This is a genomic window from Sphingomonas sp., assembly GCF_045810705.1.
Lineage (GTDB): Bacteria > Pseudomonadota > Alphaproteobacteria > Sphingomonadales > Sphingomonadaceae > Sphingomicrobium.
Map to the genome: position 1 here is coordinate 162,695 of NZ_JBJMVI010000017.1, position 15,086 is coordinate 177,780.

Sequence of the window (15,086 nt, forward strand, 5' to 3'; positions counted from 1 at the left end):
GTTCGCCCATGTCTAGTTACGCCGACCGCCTCAAAGCCCTCCGCGAGCAGCTCAAGGCCGAAAAGCTTGACGGCTTCGTCGTCCCGCTGACCGACGAGCATATGAGCGAATATGTCGGGAGCTATGCCCAGCGCCTGGCATGGCTGACGGGGTTCGAAGGCTCCGCGGGCTCCGCCGTCGTGCTGCCCGAGGAAGCGGCGATTTTCGTCGACGGCCGCTACACGCTCCAGGTCCGGCAGCAGGTCAGCCCGACCGAATGGAGCTATCAGTCCGTGCCCGAGACGAGCACGACGCAATGGCTCGAGGAGCATGCACCCGAGGGCGGCCGTATCGGCTTCGATCCCTGGCTGCACACCCGCGACTGGGTGAAGAGGGCGAAGGAAGCGCTCGCCAGCCGCGGCGCCGAGCTGGTGCCGGTCGATCGCAACCCGATCGACGAAATCTGGAAGGACCGGCCCGAAGCCTCGAAGGCGCATCTCGTCGTCCAGCCCGACCAATATGCTGGCAAGTCGGCGGCCGAAAAGCGGACCGAGATCGGCGACTGGCTCGCCAAGCATCACGCCGACGCGGCCGTGCTCTCGGCGCTCGACTCGATCGCCTGGGCGTTCAATATCCGCGGGGCCGATGTGACCCATACTCCGGTTGCCTTGGCGTATGCCTTGGTGAATGCCGACGGCACGGCCGACTTGTTCGTGGCGAGCGAGAAGATCGGCCCAGATGTCCGCCAGCACCTTGGCAACGGCGTCCGGCTGCATGAGCGGAGCGAATTCGAAAGCGCGCTATCCGGGCTCAAGGACAAGACCGTCGTCGTCGATCCCGAGCGCGCGGTCGCGGCGATCTTCGAGGCGCTCGACAAAGCCGGCGCCAAGATCCTGCCGCTGCGCGACCCGACGATCCTGCCCAAGGCGCTCAAGAACCCGGCCGAGATCGCCGGGCAGAAGGCCGCGCAGGAGCGCGACGGCGCGGTCGTCTCGCGCTTCCTCCGCTGGATCGACGACGAAGCGCCCAACGGCGAGGTCGACGAGCTCAAGGCCTCCGATCGCCTCGAAGCCTTGCGCCGCGAGAACCCCGAGCTGCGCGACCTGTCGTTCGACAGCATCTCGGGCGCCGGGCCGAACGGCGCCATCGTTCACTATCGCTCGAGCGAGAAGACCAACCGCAAGCTCGAAAAGGGCACGCTCTATTTGATCGACAGTGGCGGCCAATATGTCGACGGCACCACCGACATCACGCGCACCGTCGCCATCGGCGAGCCGACCGCGGAGATGCGCGACCGCTTCACCCGCGTGCTCAAGGGCCATATCGCCATCGCGACTGCCGTCTTCCCCAGAGGCACGCGCGGGTCGCAGCTCGACAGCTTCGCCCGCCGGCCTCTGTGGGAAGCGGGCCTCGACTATGCCCACGGCACGGGCCACGGCGTCGGCAGCTTTCTTGCGGTGCATGAGGGGCCGCAACGGATTTCGCCGGTCGGAAGCTCGCAGAGCGGCGGCGACGAGCCGCTTGCCGCCGGCATGATCATTTCCAACGAGCCCGGCTATTACAAGACCGGCGAATACGGCATCCGGATCGAGAATCTGGTGCTGGTCGTGCCGCGCGAGATCGAGGGCGCGGAGAAGGAGATGCTCGGCTTCGAGACCCTGACCTTCGCGCCGATAGACCGGCGCCTGATCGACGTCGAGATGCTGGAGCCCGAGGAGCTGGTCTGGCTCAATTGCTACCACGCGCACGTGCTGGCGCGGATCGGCCCCAACCTGTCGGGCGCGGACCTTGCCTGGCTCCAGGCGGCCTGCGCGCCGATTGGCGATTGATCCACCCGACTCGGCAGGAGGACAGGGATGACGGGCGAATGAAGCCGGGCAAGTCGCTCTTCGACTTCCCGATCCACCTCGGCCGTGGCGCCACCGCGGTGTCGGAGCCGGAATTTACCGGCGTGGACTGGTATGCGGGCTATGACGACCGCCACGGCGACGACCTCGACGAGGGCCGGATCGTCAGCCTGTTCCGCTTTGAGGAGAGCTGGACGAGCTGGGAGATGCACCCGGCGGGCGAGGAAGTCGTCTGCGTCGTTCAGGGCCACCTGACGCTTCACCAGGAACTGCCCGACGGATCGACGCAGTCGCACGAGCTTGGCCCGGGCGATTATGCGATCAACCCCCGCGGCGCGTGGCATACTGCCGACGCGAGCGAGCCCGTGGTGGCCCTGTTCGTCACTCCGGGGAAGGGAACGACACACCGGCCGCGGTGAAATACCGTCCCACTATGTGACAGATCCGTCACCTGGCATTAATTGCCAGTTTAATGTGTTGTTGCTAAAGGGAAATCACGGGAGTCGCGAAGTGATCAACGCCCTTCAGCTTGTGCTTGCCATTTTCCTTCTCGGGACCGTCATCTGGGTCGGCGACGCGATCGCCGGCGGGATCGACGGCGCGCTCGGGGAAAAGCCGCTGCGCGACAGGGACGGCTAACAGCTTTTTCCAGCCAATTTGATTTTCACGCTCGGACTGCCCGCGGCAATCCTGCGCGTGAAAATGGTGCTGCCGGTGAGGATTGAACTCACGACCTCAGCCTTACCAAGGATGCGCTCTACCACTGAGCTACGGCAGCACATTTGCAGCGGAGTGGCGCGCCTATGACGGCGGGCGATGCGCGTCAACCCGCTTGCCGGCGCGCGCGCCGGCGCGCATCAGATCGGCGTGGCCAAGAAGGACGAGCAGCGGGACGAGCGGCTGGCGGCAGCGCTGCGCGAGAATTTGCGGCGGCGCAAAGCACAGGCGCGCGAGCTGAGCGACGTCGCCAAAGACCCTCACGATCAGCCGTAATCGGGCTCGAGCAGCCCCTCGATCACGTGATGCTGGATGATCGGCTCGAGTTGGTCGGTAATTCGGCACGTGAGGTGATCGCGGACCAGCGGTGGCAGGCTGTCGAAATAGGCCCGCGTGACCTGCAAATCGTGATGATCGGCGTTGGTGCCGTCGGGCGCATCGGCGGCCACGACCAGGACCGGCCGAGCCTCGTTCGATCGGTTGCGGGTGCCGCGGTGGATGGTCAGCGCCGAGCGCGCCGAAATGTCGCCGCGCTGCGGCATTTTTTGCACAGCGCCTGAGATGTAGCGGCTCCACAGCGATCTGTCGGGAAACATGCCGTCCCTGGCGCCGGGGATGTCGTCCCACTGCGTTCCGAGGGCGATTTCCAACGGGCCGTGCTCGGGCCGGGTGTCGATCGCGGTCAGGTTGAAGGCGAGGCTGTTCAGCCGCCGGCCGTTGATGGTCGCGTCGGGCGCCTTGAAGTCGCGATGCCACGGCTGGTCGGCCGCGCCGGCGAACGGGATGTCGAAGCCGATCTCGACGATGCGATAGTCCTTGGTCAGTACCGCTTCGCACACCGCGACGAACCATGGGTGAGTGACGATCTCGACGAAGCCGCGGATGCGCTCGGGCTGGGTCTCGACGTACCAGCGCTGCGGGCCGCGCGGCAGCGCGCCGCCGGGGATCTGACGCGCCTCTTCGAACAGCGCCACCATGTCCTCGTGAAGGGTGTCGGCGAATTCGGGCGTGAACGCGCCTTCCAGGCCGATGATGCCGTCGCCGTAAAGGCCGCCCATGATCGCGGCTGCATCATACGGATCGCTCAACTCGGCTCCTTCAGGCGACTCGACCGCGAACCTATCACCGTCGCCTTGCCATGCGAGGCCGAATGGGCTTGTGAGCCGCGGCCATGCGATTTTTTTCCGACAATGCGGCGCCCGTGCATCCCAGGGTGATGGAGGCAATCGCCGCGGCCAACCGCGTGGACACAGCCTATGACGGCGACGAATGGAGCGGGCGCCTCGACGGCGCATTTTCGGACCTGTTCGGCACCGAGGTCCGCGCCTTCTGGGTGACCACCGGAACCGCTGCCAACTGCCTCGCGCTCGCGGCCTTGTGCCCGCCTTATCGCGGCATCCTGTGCCACAAGGATGCGCATATCGAGGTCGACGAGGCAGGCGCGCCGGGCTTCTTCACCGGCGGCGCCAAGCTGATTCTACTCGGCGGAGCGGGCGCAAAGATCACGCCGGATGATGCTGCGGCGACTTGCGACCTGATCCGCAACGACGTGCACCAGGTCCAGCCTGCCGCAATCTCGATCACCAATGCGACCGAATACGGTTTGGTCTACCGTGCGGCCGAGGTCGCGGCGCTGGGGGAGTTCGCGAAACAGCGCGGGCTCGCCTTCCACCTCGATGGTGCCCGCATCGCCAACGCGGTGGCGGGCAGCGGCGAGAGCCTTGCCGACCTCAGCTGGCGCGCCGGGGTCGACGCCATGTCGTTCGGCTTCGTCAAGAACGGCGGGATGAATGCCGAAGCGTTGATCCTGTTCAGGACCGAACTTGCCGACGAAATCGCCGTGCGGCGCAAGCGCGCCGGCCATCTGCTGTCCAAGGGCCGGTATCTTGCGGCGCAGATTCTCGCCCTGCTCGAGGACGGGCTGTGGCTCGACAATGCCCGCGCCGCCAATGCCGCCGCGCAGACGCTCGCGAAAGCCGCGCCGCAGCGGCTCGTCTATCCGGTCGAGGCCAACGAGGTCTTCATCCGCGCTTCGGCTGAAGAAGCGGACAACCTCCGGGCGCAGGGTTTCGATTTCTACGATTGGGGCCCGGGCGAGATTCGCTTCGTGACCAGCTGGGATGCTGCGGGCGAGGACCTCGAACGCCTCGCCGCCGCGATCGCCGGCCTGTGAAGGCACGCATAAGGGCCGCTTATCGGCCGACCGTCGCCATTGATTGGCGGCGAAGCAGCCGAAGCGGCTAGGCACAGCACGGTGAAGGGGCACCCTGGCGTCACGGCTGCCGAATTGCGCGCCGCACCCGGCACGGGCTCGGTGGCGATTCCGTTCGTCATCTTCACCGCCATCTGGGGCTCGACCTGGATCGTCATCCGCGGCCAGCTCGGCATGGTGCCGCCGCAATGGTCGGTGACCTACCGCTTTGTCGTCGCCGCGCTCGCCATGGCGGCGGTCGCCAGGTGGAAGGGCAACAGCCTCAAGATCGGCCGCAAGGGCCTGCTCGCCGCGGCGTTCCTCGGCTTCACCCAGTTCTGCATCAACTTCAACGCGGTCTATCTGGCCGAGCGGCACATCACCTCCGGCGTTGTCGCCACGGTATTCGCGCTGCTGCTGATCCCGGCGACCTTGCTCGGCTGGCTGATGCTCGGGCACCGGCCGAGCCGGCGTTTTGCCTGGAGTTCGCTGGTCGCCGTGAGCGGCATCGTCCTCTTGTTCCTGCATGAGCTCAGCGAGCATCCGGCGGACGGACGTCAGATCGGTGTCGGCATCGCGCTGACGCTCGTCGGCATGCTCGGCGCGGCTATCGCCAACGTGTCCCAGGCACGGCCCGAAATCCGCCGCTATCCGTTGTTCGCGCTGCTCGCCTGGTCGATGGCGGCCGGCGCGCTCATTGACGGCACGATCGCGTTCGCGATGACCGGCGCCCCGAGCTTCGATCCGCGGCCGAGCTATTGGCTCGGCGTGCTCTACCTCGCGCTGTTCGCCTCGGTCCTGACCTTCAGCCTCTACTATCCGGTGGTGCGCAAGATCGGCCCGGCGAAAGCGGCCTATTCGAGCGTGCTGGTGCCGATCATCGCCATGGGTTTCTCGACCGCGTTGGAGGGCTACCGCTGGACTCCGACGACCATTGCCGGCGCCGCGCTCGCGCTCGGCGGAATGGCGGCGGCGCTCGGCCGCGACCGCTCCGGGGTCGCCGCACCCGACGCCGCGTGAGCGCGCTAAGAATTTGGTGACGGCCTGCTGCTAAAGCGGCGGGCATGAGCCAGTCGATCCTCGCCCGCTACGTGAACCCATGGAAGTATCGCCGCGACCGCGAGACCGCCGAGCACCTCGCTGCGCTGCGCCACCGCGATGGCGACGAGTGCCGCCGCTGCCGGCGGTCGATGCGCTTCGATCTGCCGCCCGGCCACGATCAGGGCGCAACCCTGCAGCAGCTGCTGTTCGCGACCGAAGGCGGGAACGCGGCGCTCGACAACCTCTGCCTCACCCACCGCCGCTGCAACGCCGCGGCTGCGGACAATACGGCGGAGGTGACCGAGCGCAGCCGGCGCAACAATGAAGCCGAGCTATTCGCCAAGGTGCGCAAGCGCGCCTGATTAGGCTGAGTCCATCGTCGTTTGATATGCATTGACTTGAGGTCGGTGTTCCCCGATTCCTGATCGCGATGGGGCTTTCGCGATCGCCCCATGAGGCGTCAGCCGAAGTGTCGCGTCCCGCTCTTTTGCAAGGAGGGACGCTTGATGCCGATGCCGTTCGGGCTTCCGCCCCCCGATCCTGCGCTCGAGCTGTTCGTCGCCAGCCACGGCATGTCGCAAGGGCTGTCGCAGACGGAAGGCGCGCAGGTCATCCCGCGCGCTTACCTGCGGGTCGGCGATGTGCACGCCGGGCTTTTCTGGCGCAACATCGACAGCCCTGTCGCGACCGGAATCCTGGCGCTGTTCGCACGGGTAAGCCGCAAGCATCGGGCGACGCAGCTCGATTTGACCGCGCTCTATCGCACCCGGACCGGCACGCACCGCACCACCGGCCGCCACGCATGGGAATTCGACGCCACGCTTCGTCAGGGGTTCGGCCGGCTCGGCCTCAGGCTCAACGCCGAATTTGCGCCGCGAGAGTTTGAACTCGGCAAGTCGTGGTTCGTCGAGTTCGGCCCAAGCTTCCAGATCGCGAAGGGGACGAGCCTGTTCGCCAACGTCGGGCGGCGCGAGCGCAGCGGCGCTCCGGACTATAACTCGATCAACGTCGGGGTGAGCCGCGCGGTGGGCGGGAATATCGTGCTCGACGCGCGCTATCATGCGACCGACCGGAGCGAGCTGGGGCCGCGATATGCGGGCCGGTTCGTGCTGTCGGCGCGGTTGAGCCTATGAGACCGTGACGGAAAAGGGGAGTTGGCATGCCTTCGTTCAACGCGATCGGTCCGGACAAGCTCGCGCGGCTGGTGGGGACGCGCGTCTGCCCGACGATCATCGACGTTCGCTCCGACCCGCGCGAGCTGCTGCCGGGATCGATCCTGCGCCGTGCGGACGATGTCGCGGAATGGGCGGGGCCGCTCACCGGCATGCCGGTCGTCGTCGCGTGCGACAACGGCCGCGAGCTGAGCGCCGGAGCAGCAGCCATGCTTCGCTGCGAGGGGGTCGATGCCGAGATCCTCGAAGGCGGGTTCGAGGGTTGGCGAACGGCCGGAGCTCCGCTGATCGACGCGGCAAAGCTGCCGCATCGGGACGCCAAGGGCCGAACGCTCTGGGTGACTCGCGCGCGGCCCAAGGTCGACCGGATCGCTTGCCCGTGGCTGATCCGCCGCTTCGTCGACCCGGACGCGGTGTTCGTGTTCGTCGCGCCGGCCGAGGTCGCCGGCGTCGCCGAACGGTTCGCGGCGACGCCGTTCGACGTCGAGGGCGCGGCTTGGAGCGACCGCGATGGTCGTTGCACCTTCGATGCGCTGGTCAGTGAGCTTGGCCTCGGCGGCTTTCCCGCGCTGCTCGAGCTGGCGGAGATCGTCCGCGGCGCCGACACCGGTCAACTCGACATCACGCCGCAGTCGGCCGGGCTGCTCGCGGCGTCGCTCGGCCTGTCGCGGATGCACAGCGACGACCTTGAGCAGCTTGCGGACGGGATGGTGCTGTACGACGCGCTCTATCGCTGGTGCCGCGATGCGGCAGGCGAGACGCATGATGCGCCCGCGCACCGGGCGACCCGCGGCGGCCGCTAACGGAATGGTTACCTGATGCGCTTAGGTTCGGACGGATGAGCAAGCTGAACCCTGGCAAGAAGACCGTCGAGCTGCACCCGTCGGCACGCCCGTCGCGCATCCGCCGCGATCCGCTGCACACCAAACAAGCGGAGCGCCTGTCCACCAATGCCTGGTGGGAGTCGCGCGAGTGGGAGGTCAGGCTCGCGGTCATCGGCATCCTGTTCTTCGCGCTCGCGATCAATGCCGTGGTGTTCGATATCGGCGAGGTCCTGAGCCACTAGAGCCGCGGGCGGACGCGCTGGCGGCGCCGCCGCGCAAAACCCATGAACGAACCCCTTGTGTTGGCCGAGCGGCGCGATAGCTTGCCGCAACTCAGGGAGGGGATATTTCATGGAAAAACGGCCGCTTTCATTGACGATCATCGGCTGGCTGCTGGTCGTGTTCACCTTGTTCGGCCTGTACGGCCTGGCGACGATGGGCTCGAACCCGGTCGCGACCAAGATGCTCGAGCAGATGCACGTCTCGCTGCGCTTCGAGCAGGCGTGGGGGCTCCTCGGCTCGGCCGTCAACCTCGTCTGCGCCTATGGCATCCTCAAGGGCATGCCGTGGTCGCGGGTGCTGTTCGTGGTGTGGGGCGTGATCGGCCTCGTCGTCGGCTTCTACATTTCGCCGATCAAATATGTGCTGGTCTTCAGCCTCGTCTTCCTGGTGGTGATCGCGGCCTTCCTGTGGACCAACGCCGCCAACGACTGGTTCAACGCCCGCGGCTTCATGCTGAAGCGCGAACGCAGCCGGTGAGGCGCGCGCGCGGCGCGGCTAATGCACGGCGTTGATCCAGAAGCTGTATCCGAACACGACCAGCATCAGCGCGATCAGCACGAAGACGAAGGGATTGCGTTTGGTCATTTGGCCTGTCGGGGTCTGGAGGCCTCGCGGGCCCGTGACGCGCGGGCATGGCCGTGCCCGATGCCGAGCAGCGCCAGCTGCCGCTGCATGTCATGCGGAACCAGCCGCTCGCACGTGAATGCCGAGGCCAGCAGCGGCGCAATCGGGTTCCGTCGCACGCTTGGGAGAAGCGCGCTAACATGCTGATTGTTCATGGTTTTGCGCAAACGCCGAAGCCGAAAATATGTGCCGCGCCGATAACCTCGGTTAGGAGGTTTTTTGGGCCGGCAGACGAGGCGAAGCTACCGCCGAATGTTCACGAATGTTCACGGTCGTGAAGCGTTGCCGCCGGGTGCGGGCAGGAGCATTTCCTCGGGCGTGTCGGTCAGCGCGCCCATCAGGCCCGGCAAGGCGGCCGCGGCCTCGAGCTGTGGATCGCTGGTGTCGCGGACCGCCGCTCCCACGGCGCGGCGAAGCGTCGCGGATCGAGGCGCGCGAGGAGCCACATCAACAGGCGGTCGCTCGGCACCCGCCGCTCGGCGATGAGATCCCCGTCACGATAGACCTGGTCGATCCGGCCATTGATGGCGCGGTCGAAGGCCAGCGCGGAGAGGCGGCCGACGGCGAGCTGCTGCGCCGCATCCCACGCCGCGGCGAAAGCCGCCGAGCGGATGCGCAAGCCATAGGCGCTGCGCACCGACAGGCCGGCGGACTTGGCAGCCAGGTGCACCGACCCCGTTTCGGCCAGGGTTTCGATGAAAAGCCGCTGGCGAGCCGCGCTCCAGCCGCCGGTCTTGCGGCTCGGGTGGGGATCGAAGGGAATGGCGCGCCCAGTCTCAACCGGGATTATTTGCGCAGGCGCGGGGGCATCGACTTCGTCGGGGAGGATGTCGAGCGGAACATCGCGCGGCTTCGGCACCAGGCTGACGCGCGGACCGCCCTGCTCGCCCGCGGCCTCGAGCACGTCCTCGGTCGCCCGCCTGGCGGAGGCCCACGCGTCGAATTCCTCCATCGTCATTTCCCTTCCTGCGCGACGTCCCATGAACCTGTTCCTCCCAATGTGAGTCTCACAGTATGAACCAAATAGGTGCGTGTAGGACAGCATTTTTTCACGCGAAGGCGCGAAGGCACGGAGTTGTTGGGATCGCGGAAAGCGGGAGATAACCAAGCGGTAAGCCGCCCGCGCGTATGATCGCGGCGTGAGCAAGCATTGGCGTCCCCAGCGGCGGCCGGAGTGGACCGTGATCGAAAATTATGCAGGCGCACCGACGCGTGTGCGCGGCAGGGGAGCGCTGCTGGTCATCGGCGTGGTGGCGTTGGGGCTGGCCGGCGGAGCGGCGTGGCAGCGGTGGGGATCGCAGCCGGCGGACAGCGGCCCTTCCGCGGCGATCGAATGGAATGCGGTGCAGGCGGTGCCGACGCGCGCGCCCGATGCCGAGGATGTGGCGTGGGAGAGGAGGACTGCGGAGTCGCCTGTCATCGCGACCCCGGACAACGATCCGGGGGAAGCGATCCAGCCTGGATTGCCGCGCGCTTCCAGCGCTCGCAATGACGAACTTGGGGCACCAACAGGCAAGATCTACGTGATCGACGGCGACACGTTTGCGATGGACGGCCAGCGGATCCGAGTGCTCGGCATCGACGCGCCGGAGACACACCCGCCGCGCTGCGCGGGGGAAGCACGGCTCGGCAATGCGGCGACCGACAAGCTGCGGGCGCTCCTCGGCAGCGGCACTGTGACGATGAGCGGAAGCGGTCACGACGAATACGGTCGCGACCTGCGGTATGTCCAGGTCAACGGGAAGGATATTGGCCAGACGATGATCGCCGCCGGTCTGGCGCGAGATTATGACGGGAAGCAGCGCCAAAGCTGGTGCTGACGGCTATCCACCGGACACCCGCCATCCCCAGCTGGTGCCAGAACGTTCGCGCTTAGGGCGCGGGCAAGCTTTCGACGTCGAACGCCCCGCAGTGCGAGATGCGGCGTTCGAGCACGTTCAGCTTGCCACGCAGCACAGCCAGCTGCGCGGAGTCGGGCGTTTCGGCGTCTGCGGCCAAGCTGATCTGGATTGCGAGGTGATCGCGCTCGTCATTGAGTGTGTCGAGCGTCGCGTGGGGTCTGGCAGGGCGGGTCATGGGATGTTCCGTTCTTCACGGCATGTAATCATTCGGGGGGCGGATTGCATCGGGCGGCGCCGGCACGCATCGCGGCAAGGCGGGGAGGGTCGAGGACCGGAAGCTGAGCAAGACCGGCCAAGCGACGATCACCGTGCGCCAGGACAACGGCATCTGCTTCAAGACGCTCGCGAGGAATGTGGCGAAGCGGGGGTAGGGGCGCGGCGATATGGCCGGGAGCAGCGGCAGGATTGATCAGGTGTAACCACGTTCCTGTTGAACCTTAGCGTCGCATTCTGGACAAATCAGGCGGACGTTCGCTTTCACATAGCCGTCCACGGCCTTGAAGCGATCCAGCACACTGTACCGTTCGGGAAGCGCCTCATTGCAGAGAGGGCAAATGCCATTCTGCAGCTTATGCATCGTCCTTTTTAGCGCGCGCCGAACCATTGGCTTGCTGCGCTCGTCGTATCCGAGTTCTTTCACGACCTTGCGCCGGAATGCGAAAAGCAACTCCTTATCGTCGCCGGCGAGCCTCTGTAACTCGGCCCGAACGACCTGAAGCAACATGTTCGCACGGTCGAGTTCGTAGTCGTTCAAAGTGCGGTTCGGCATGGCCCACGCGATCCTCAGGAGCGGCCAAACCTAGCCAGATTCTGCTATCTCGGATTCAGCGCTTTCTTCGGCACCTTGCTTCATTGGCGGCTTCCCCGCTGCTGAAAGCTTCTCGGCCAACGCTGCTCGCCGTTCGGCTGCAAGCGCGGGTTTAACGTAGTAATGGTCGAACAAGTCAACCAACAGCTCGAGACACCACTCAGCTTCACCTTCTTCCACATCAATGATTTGAAGGGTCGTCTGATCTGTAATTGGGTGCGCGGAGAAGTTGCCGAAGTTCCGAATTGCATCAAGCGAATCACGGAGCGATGGCGGCAGAGCCTTCGCTGCAGACTCTTCTTCAATTGCGTTTTGCACCTGGTCTGCGAGATTCCTGCTTGAATATCCCGCAGCAGAAAGAACCGCCTGCAGACATCGGCGCGACAATGCGGCCGAGGCCTTTGCGCTAACTGGAAGAACTTCATTAGCCTCACGGTAATCGCTAGCGATCACAGTAGGTACGTGTGGCGGCGCAGGTGGAAATTTGCCCGCTCGTGGCACGGTCCAACGGTAGTCCTGGATCATTCCACCATGCTGGTTTAGCCGTCTGATCCCGACGTGACCGCCAAGACAAGCCGGACATGTTGTAGTCCGATAGGTGAGCCTCAGATAAACCGAGTCGGCATTGCCTTCGGGAAATGCGCGCGGCATCTCGCCAAATTGCAGTTCGCCCTGTTCGAATTCCGGGAAGAATTCGGTTAGACAATAGAGACACTTCATAATTTTACTCCGCCGCGACACCTGCCCGGACATTCCAGCGACGCTGCGCCGCCGCTGGAGCCTTGGAGTCCGCGCTGTCGATCAAATTCCAAATGCATGCCTCCGGTCAAAGCCCCACCCGTACACCCCTCCCCTGAAGAGGAGGGGAAAGCTTACTCCGCCGCGACGCCCGCAGCCTCGAACATGTCCGGCCCTTCGCCCCCGGCATCGCTGCCCGCCGCGGCATCGTTCGCGGCCGCGTCCGACTTGGCCTTCTGGCGGCGGTCGAAGCTGTCCCAAACCGTGTTCCAGTCGCCGCGCGTCGCGGCCTTCGAATATTCGGTCGCGCGGGTCTCGAAGAAATTGGCGTGCTCGACGCCGTTGAGCAAAGGGGCGAGCCACGGGAGCGGGTGCTCGTCGACCATGTAGATCGGCGCGAAGCCCAATTGGCCGAGGCGCCAGTCGGCGATGTAGCGGATGTACTTCTTGATCTCCTTGGGGCTCATGCCGTTGACCGGCCCCATCTCGAACGCGAGGTCGATGAACGCGTCCTCGAGCCGGACCGTCTTCTGGCAGGCGTCGATGATCGATTCCTTGACCGCGGGGGTGAGGCAATCGCGCTCCTTCACGAAGGCGTGGAACAGCTTGATGATGCCCTCGCAGTGAAGCGATTCGTCGCGCACCGACCAGCTGACGATCTGGCCCATGCCCTTCATCTTGTTGAAGCGCGGGAAGTTCATCAGCATCGCGAAGCTGGCGAACAATTGCAGCCCCTCGGTGAAGCCGCCGAACATTGCGAGCGTCTTGGCGATGTCCTCGTCGGTGTCGACGCCGAACGTGCTGAGGTAGTCGTGCTTGTCCTTCATCTCCTTGTACTGGAGGAAGGCACTGTACTCGCTCTCGGGCATGCCGATCGTGTCGAGCAGGTGCGAGTAAGCCGCGATGTGCACCGTCTCCATGTTGGAGAAAGCGGTCAGCATCATCTTGATCTCGGTCGGCTTGAACACGCGGCCGTATTTGTCGTGGTAGCAATCCTGCACCTCGACGTCGGCCTGGGTGAAGAAGCGGAAGATCTGCGTCAGCAGGTTGCGCTCATGATCGGAGAGCTTCTGCGCCCAGTCGCGGCAGTCCTCGCCCAGCGGCACTTCCTCCGGCATCCAGTGGATCTGCTGCTGGCGTTTCCAATATTCGAACGCCCAGGGGTATTCGAACGGCTTGTACTGCTTGCGTGCTTCGAGGAGGGGCATGCTACTTGCTCCAGTGAAACCAGTGAAAGTGATAGTCGGAAAGCAGGACCGCGGAGACAACGAACAGCGGTATTGCGATCAGGCGGATGGTGCGGCGGTCGATGAAGCTGTCGGCGAAGAAGCTTTCGGCAAGAACGAGATCCGGAAACAGGATCGCGCCGACAGAACCGATCAGCGTCAGCCACCACGCAAGTTCGGCGGTCCGACCGACCATCAGTCGATCCTCCGCGCGCGGACGTTGATGACCCGGTCGCGGGTGACGGTGTGGCCGCGCTTGGCGCCGACGCCGAAGACGACGATGCCGAGGAAATAGCCGAAATCGTACCAGCCGCCGTTGTTGGGTACCGCATAGACCGCGACCTTGGGGACGATCAGCGACACGACCCAGGCGACGGGGAAGATGAAGCCGTGCCACAGGCCGAGGAGAAAGCCCGGCGCGGCTGGTGCGATCGCGTCGGCCTGTTGGGTTGCGGCGCAGGCGGCTAAAGTGAACGCCGTGGCGAGGATGACAACTCTCTTCACCGCGCGCCTCCCGTGTTGAGGTCGAGCGGCGCCGCGTTCTGGTAGGCGATGGCGAAGCCGGCGAGGATCAGGCCGAAGGCGGTCAGCATCATCCCGCCGATGAGCATGGCGACGTGCTTAGGGTGCTGCGCCTTGTGCTTGCGGATGCCCGTGACGAGCAGAGTCATGCCCGCGAGCAAGGCAATCGCGCCAAGGCCGACGAAGCCGCTCACCGGCGGTGATCCTTGAAATATTGGGCCTCGGCACTGGTCGGATGGTAATCGAGCGCGCCGAGCGCGTGGATGGCCATGATCGCGGCGACGACGAACAGGATCACCGCGCCCTGGCTACCGTAGCTGTCGGCCTTGTCGCGGCGGCGGTAGAAGTAGATGCCTGCGCCGAGGATGACGACGGCGGCGGCAAGCTCGATCATGCGCCCAAGGGACATGGCGCCAGTCATCGCTCGAGATACTCCCAACCGAAAGCGAGCGTCACCGCGGTGGCGATGAGGTCGAGCGCGATGAGGCCGAGGACGATGGCGCCGGCGCCTTTGGCGACGTTCTTCAAGGAAAGGACCCTCACCCCGGCCCTCTCCCGCGTGCGGGAGAGGGAGGAGGCGCGGAGCGCCGGAGGGTGAGGTTCCTTGTTCACTGACACGCCAAGCACTCGTCATAATCGGTAGTGCTCGCGAGCGGGATTTCCTTGAGCTCGGGCGTGTTGTCGGCCTCGACTCCGCCGGCGAAACCGGCGCGCTGCACCGACTTGCTGCGCAGGTAATAGAGGCTCTTGATGCCCAGCTCCCAGGCGCGGAAGTGGAGCATCATCAGGTCCCACTTGTCGACGTCCGCCGGGATGAAGAGGTTCAGCGACTGCGCCTGGTCGATATAGGGGGTGCGGTCGGCGGCGAGCTCGATCAGCCAGCGCTGGTCAATCTCGAAGCTGGTCTTGAACACGTCTTTCTCTTCCTGGGTGAGGAAGTCGAGGTGCTGGACGCTGCCGCCCATCTCGAGGATCGAGTTCCACACTGCGGGGCTGTCCTTGACCTTCGTCGCGAGCAGCTTTTCGAGATAGGGGTTCTTGATCGAGAAACTGCCCGACAAGGTCTTGTGCGTGTAGATATTGGCCGGGATCGGCTCGATGCAGGCGCTGGTGCCGCCGGTGATGATCGAGATTGACGCGGTCGGAGCGATTGCCATCTTGCAGCTGAAGCGCTCCATCACACCCATGTCGGCGGCATCGGGGCATGGGCCGCG

At 65.3% G+C, this 15,086-nt stretch carries 23 protein-coding genes, 1 tRNA gene and 1 pseudogene; 12 read left to right on the plus strand and 13 right to left on the minus strand.

What is annotated here, in order from left to right; all coding sequences use genetic code 11:
• Positions 1–8: 8 nt before the first annotated feature.
• The 3 genes from ACJ8FR_RS08920 (at position 9) to ACJ8FR_RS08930 (ending at position 2,465) form a co-directional block, all read left to right on the plus strand.
• Positions 9–1,808 carry an aminopeptidase P family protein gene (locus ACJ8FR_RS08920; RefSeq protein ID WP_407828273.1) on the plus strand — a complete coding sequence of 600 codons (1,800 nt, stop codon included), beginning with the start codon at positions 9–11 and terminating at the stop codon, positions 1,806–1,808.
• Positions 1,805–2,245 carry a cupin domain-containing protein gene (locus ACJ8FR_RS08925; RefSeq protein ID WP_407828274.1) on the plus strand — a complete coding sequence of 147 codons (441 nt, stop codon included), beginning with the start codon at positions 1,805–1,807 and terminating at the stop codon, positions 2,243–2,245. The genes ACJ8FR_RS08920 and ACJ8FR_RS08925 overlap by 4 nt, the downstream gene beginning before the upstream one ends.
• A 91-nt stretch (positions 2,246–2,336) precedes the next feature.
• Complete coding sequence (locus tag ACJ8FR_RS08930; RefSeq protein ID WP_407828275.1) at positions 2,337–2,465, plus strand: hypothetical protein; 129 nt, start codon at positions 2,337–2,339, stop codon at positions 2,463–2,465.
• Positions 2,466–2,529: 64 nt separating this feature from the next.
• Here the strand turns inward: ACJ8FR_RS08930 and ACJ8FR_RS08935 are convergent.
• A tRNA-Thr gene (locus ACJ8FR_RS08935) sits at positions 2,530–2,604 on the minus strand.
• 38 nt (positions 2,605–2,642) lie between these two features.
• Between ACJ8FR_RS08935 and ACJ8FR_RS08940 the strand changes: the two genes are divergently transcribed.
• The gene (locus ACJ8FR_RS08940; RefSeq protein WP_407828276.1) at positions 2,643–2,819 is read left to right on the plus strand and encodes a hypothetical protein; all 177 of its coding nucleotides are present in this window, start codon (positions 2,643–2,645) and stop codon (positions 2,817–2,819) included.
• Here ACJ8FR_RS08940 and ACJ8FR_RS08945 read toward each other — a convergent pair.
• On the minus strand, positions 2,810–3,631 hold the full coding sequence (locus ACJ8FR_RS08945; protein ID WP_407828277.1) for a phytanoyl-CoA dioxygenase family protein: 822 nt from the start codon (positions 3,629–3,631) through the stop codon (positions 2,810–2,812). The genes ACJ8FR_RS08940 and ACJ8FR_RS08945 overlap by 10 nt on opposite strands.
• 83 nt (positions 3,632–3,714) lie before the next feature.
• On the opposite strand from ACJ8FR_RS08945, the gene ACJ8FR_RS08950 reads away from it, so the two are divergent.
• The 7 genes from ACJ8FR_RS08950 (at position 3,715) to ACJ8FR_RS08980 (ending at position 8,530) form a co-directional block, all read left to right on the plus strand.
• On the plus strand, positions 3,715–4,716 hold the full coding sequence (locus ACJ8FR_RS08950) for a threonine aldolase family protein (RefSeq protein WP_407828278.1): 1,002 nt from the start codon (positions 3,715–3,717) through the stop codon (positions 4,714–4,716).
• A gap of 81 nt (positions 4,717–4,797) precedes the next feature.
• The gene (locus ACJ8FR_RS08955; RefSeq protein WP_407828279.1) at positions 4,798–5,754 is read left to right on the plus strand and encodes a DMT family transporter; all 957 of its coding nucleotides are present in this window, start codon (positions 4,798–4,800) and stop codon (positions 5,752–5,754) included.
• Positions 5,755–5,798: 44 nt separating this feature from the next.
• Positions 5,799–6,137 (plus strand): hypothetical protein, encoded by a 339-nt coding sequence (locus tag ACJ8FR_RS08960; RefSeq protein ID WP_407828280.1) that lies wholly within the window; start codon positions 5,799–5,801, stop codon positions 6,135–6,137.
• A gap of 144 nt (positions 6,138–6,281) precedes the next feature.
• The gene (locus ACJ8FR_RS08965; RefSeq protein WP_407828281.1) at positions 6,282–6,908 is read left to right on the plus strand and encodes a hypothetical protein; all 627 of its coding nucleotides are present in this window, start codon (positions 6,282–6,284) and stop codon (positions 6,906–6,908) included.
• A gap of 26 nt (positions 6,909–6,934) precedes the next feature.
• Positions 6,935–7,750, plus strand: coding sequence for a chromate resistance protein ChrB domain-containing protein (locus tag ACJ8FR_RS08970; protein WP_407828282.1), 816 nt, complete (start codon positions 6,935–6,937; stop codon positions 7,748–7,750).
• Positions 7,751–7,785: 35 nt separating this feature from the next.
• Positions 7,786–8,013: a hypothetical protein gene (locus ACJ8FR_RS08975; RefSeq protein WP_407828283.1), complete on the plus strand. Its 228-nt coding sequence runs from the start codon at positions 7,786–7,788 to the stop codon at positions 8,011–8,013.
• A gap of 109 nt (positions 8,014–8,122) precedes the next feature.
• Positions 8,123–8,530, plus strand: a complete 408-nt coding sequence (locus ACJ8FR_RS08980) for a hypothetical protein (RefSeq protein WP_407828284.1) — start codon at positions 8,123–8,125, stop codon at positions 8,528–8,530.
• Positions 8,531–9,014: 484 nt separating this feature from the next.
• Here the strand turns inward: ACJ8FR_RS08980 and ACJ8FR_RS08985 are convergent, their stop codons facing one another.
• Positions 9,015–9,659 carry a hypothetical protein gene (locus ACJ8FR_RS08985; RefSeq protein WP_407828285.1) on the minus strand — a complete coding sequence of 215 codons (645 nt, stop codon included), beginning with the start codon at positions 9,657–9,659 and terminating at the stop codon, positions 9,015–9,017.
• A 157-nt stretch (positions 9,660–9,816) separates the two neighbouring features.
• On the opposite strand from ACJ8FR_RS08985, the gene ACJ8FR_RS08990 reads away from it, so the two are divergent.
• Positions 9,817–10,497, plus strand: a complete 681-nt coding sequence (locus ACJ8FR_RS08990) for a thermonuclease family protein (RefSeq protein WP_407828286.1) — start codon at positions 9,817–9,819, stop codon at positions 10,495–10,497.
• Positions 10,498–10,549: 52 nt separating this feature from the next.
• Here the strand turns inward: ACJ8FR_RS08990 and ACJ8FR_RS08995 are convergent, their stop codons facing one another.
• The 10 genes and pseudogenes from ACJ8FR_RS08995 to ACJ8FR_RS09040 all read right to left on the minus strand — a co-directional run.
• Positions 10,550–10,753: a hypothetical protein gene (locus tag ACJ8FR_RS08995; RefSeq protein ID WP_407828287.1), complete on the minus strand. Its 204-nt coding sequence runs from the start codon at positions 10,751–10,753 to the stop codon at positions 10,550–10,552.
• Between the two features lie 234 nt (positions 10,754–10,987).
• Positions 10,988–11,347, minus strand: coding sequence for a hypothetical protein (locus ACJ8FR_RS09000; protein ID WP_407828288.1), 360 nt, complete (start codon positions 11,345–11,347; stop codon positions 10,988–10,990).
• Between the two features lie 30 nt (positions 11,348–11,377).
• On the minus strand, positions 11,378–12,106 hold the full coding sequence (locus ACJ8FR_RS09005; RefSeq protein ID WP_407828289.1) for a DUF4145 domain-containing protein: 729 nt from the start codon (positions 12,104–12,106) through the stop codon (positions 11,378–11,380).
• Positions 12,107–12,258: 152 nt separating this feature from the next.
• Positions 12,259–13,332, minus strand: a complete 1,074-nt coding sequence (locus ACJ8FR_RS09010; RefSeq protein ID WP_407828290.1) for a ribonucleotide-diphosphate reductase subunit beta — start codon at positions 13,330–13,332, stop codon at positions 12,259–12,261.
• A gap of 1 nt (position 13,333) precedes the next feature.
• Positions 13,334–13,546, minus strand: a complete 213-nt coding sequence (locus ACJ8FR_RS09015; RefSeq protein ID WP_407828291.1) for a hypothetical protein — start codon at positions 13,544–13,546, stop codon at positions 13,334–13,336.
• Positions 13,546–13,854, minus strand: a complete 309-nt coding sequence (locus ACJ8FR_RS09020; protein WP_407828292.1) for a hypothetical protein — start codon at positions 13,852–13,854, stop codon at positions 13,546–13,548. Before ACJ8FR_RS09020 ends, ACJ8FR_RS09015 begins: the two co-directional genes overlap by 1 nt.
• Complete coding sequence (locus tag ACJ8FR_RS09025) at positions 13,851–14,066, minus strand: hypothetical protein (RefSeq protein ID WP_407828293.1); 216 nt, start codon at positions 14,064–14,066, stop codon at positions 13,851–13,853. The genes ACJ8FR_RS09020 and ACJ8FR_RS09025 overlap by 4 nt, the downstream gene beginning before the upstream one ends.
• Entirely contained in the window at positions 14,063–14,281 is a 219-nt protein-coding gene (locus tag ACJ8FR_RS09030; RefSeq protein WP_407828294.1) for a hypothetical protein, read from the minus strand. Before ACJ8FR_RS09030 ends, ACJ8FR_RS09025 begins: the two co-directional genes overlap by 4 nt.
• Positions 14,282–14,289: 8 nt before the next feature.
• Positions 14,290–14,415 (minus strand): hypothetical protein, encoded by a 126-nt coding sequence (locus ACJ8FR_RS09035; protein ID WP_407828295.1) that lies wholly within the window; start codon positions 14,413–14,415, stop codon positions 14,290–14,292.
• Positions 14,416–14,480: 65 nt separating this feature from the next.
• Positions 14,481–15,086: pseudogene (locus ACJ8FR_RS09040) on the minus strand (ribonucleotide-diphosphate reductase subunit alpha); the annotation flags it as partial.

What these genes read in the sequence shown, in the direction of transcription:
- ACJ8FR_RS09005 (WP_407828289.1), bottom strand. Translation starts at nt 12,106, where the DNA reads ATGAAGTGTCTCTATTGTCTAACCGAATTCTTCCCGGAATTCGAACAG.
- ACJ8FR_RS08980 (WP_407828284.1), top strand. Translation starts at nt 8,123, where the DNA reads ATGGAAAAACGGCCGCTTTCATTGACGATCATCGGCTGGCTGCTGGTC.
- ACJ8FR_RS08940 (WP_407828276.1), top strand. Translation starts at nt 2,643, where the DNA reads ATGCGCGTCAACCCGCTTGCCGGCGCGCGCGCCGGCGCGCATCAGATC.
- ACJ8FR_RS08950 (WP_407828278.1), top strand. Translation starts at nt 3,715, where the DNA reads ATGCGATTTTTTTCCGACAATGCGGCGCCCGTGCATCCCAGGGTGATG.
- ACJ8FR_RS08960 (WP_407828280.1), top strand. Translation starts at nt 5,799, where the DNA reads ATGAGCCAGTCGATCCTCGCCCGCTACGTGAACCCATGGAAGTATCGC.
- ACJ8FR_RS09015 (WP_407828291.1), bottom strand. Translation starts at nt 13,546, where the DNA reads ATGGTCGGTCGGACCGCCGAACTTGCGTGGTGGCTGACGCTGATCGGT.
- ACJ8FR_RS09010 (WP_407828290.1), bottom strand. Translation starts at nt 13,332, where the DNA reads ATGCCCCTCCTCGAAGCACGCAAGCAGTACAAGCCGTTCGAATACCCC.
- ACJ8FR_RS08920 (WP_407828273.1), top strand. Translation starts at nt 9, where the DNA reads ATGTCTAGTTACGCCGACCGCCTCAAAGCCCTCCGCGAGCAGCTCAAG.
- ACJ8FR_RS08965 (WP_407828281.1), top strand. Translation starts at nt 6,282, where the DNA reads ATGCCGATGCCGTTCGGGCTTCCGCCCCCCGATCCTGCGCTCGAGCTG.
- ACJ8FR_RS09000 (WP_407828288.1), bottom strand. Translation starts at nt 11,347, where the DNA reads ATGCCGAACCGCACTTTGAACGACTACGAACTCGACCGTGCGAACATG.
- ACJ8FR_RS08985 (WP_407828285.1), bottom strand. Translation starts at nt 9,659, where the DNA reads ATGGGACGTCGCGCAGGAAGGGAAATGACGATGGAGGAATTCGACGCG.
- ACJ8FR_RS08995 (WP_407828287.1), bottom strand. Translation starts at nt 10,753, where the DNA reads ATGACCCGCCCTGCCAGACCCCACGCGACGCTCGACACACTCAATGAC.
- ACJ8FR_RS09030 (WP_407828294.1), bottom strand. Translation starts at nt 14,281, where the DNA reads ATGTCCCTTGGGCGCATGATCGAGCTTGCCGCCGCCGTCGTCATCCTC.
- ACJ8FR_RS08970 (WP_407828282.1), top strand. Translation starts at nt 6,935, where the DNA reads ATGCCTTCGTTCAACGCGATCGGTCCGGACAAGCTCGCGCGGCTGGTG.
- ACJ8FR_RS08975 (WP_407828283.1), top strand. Translation starts at nt 7,786, where the DNA reads ATGAGCAAGCTGAACCCTGGCAAGAAGACCGTCGAGCTGCACCCGTCG.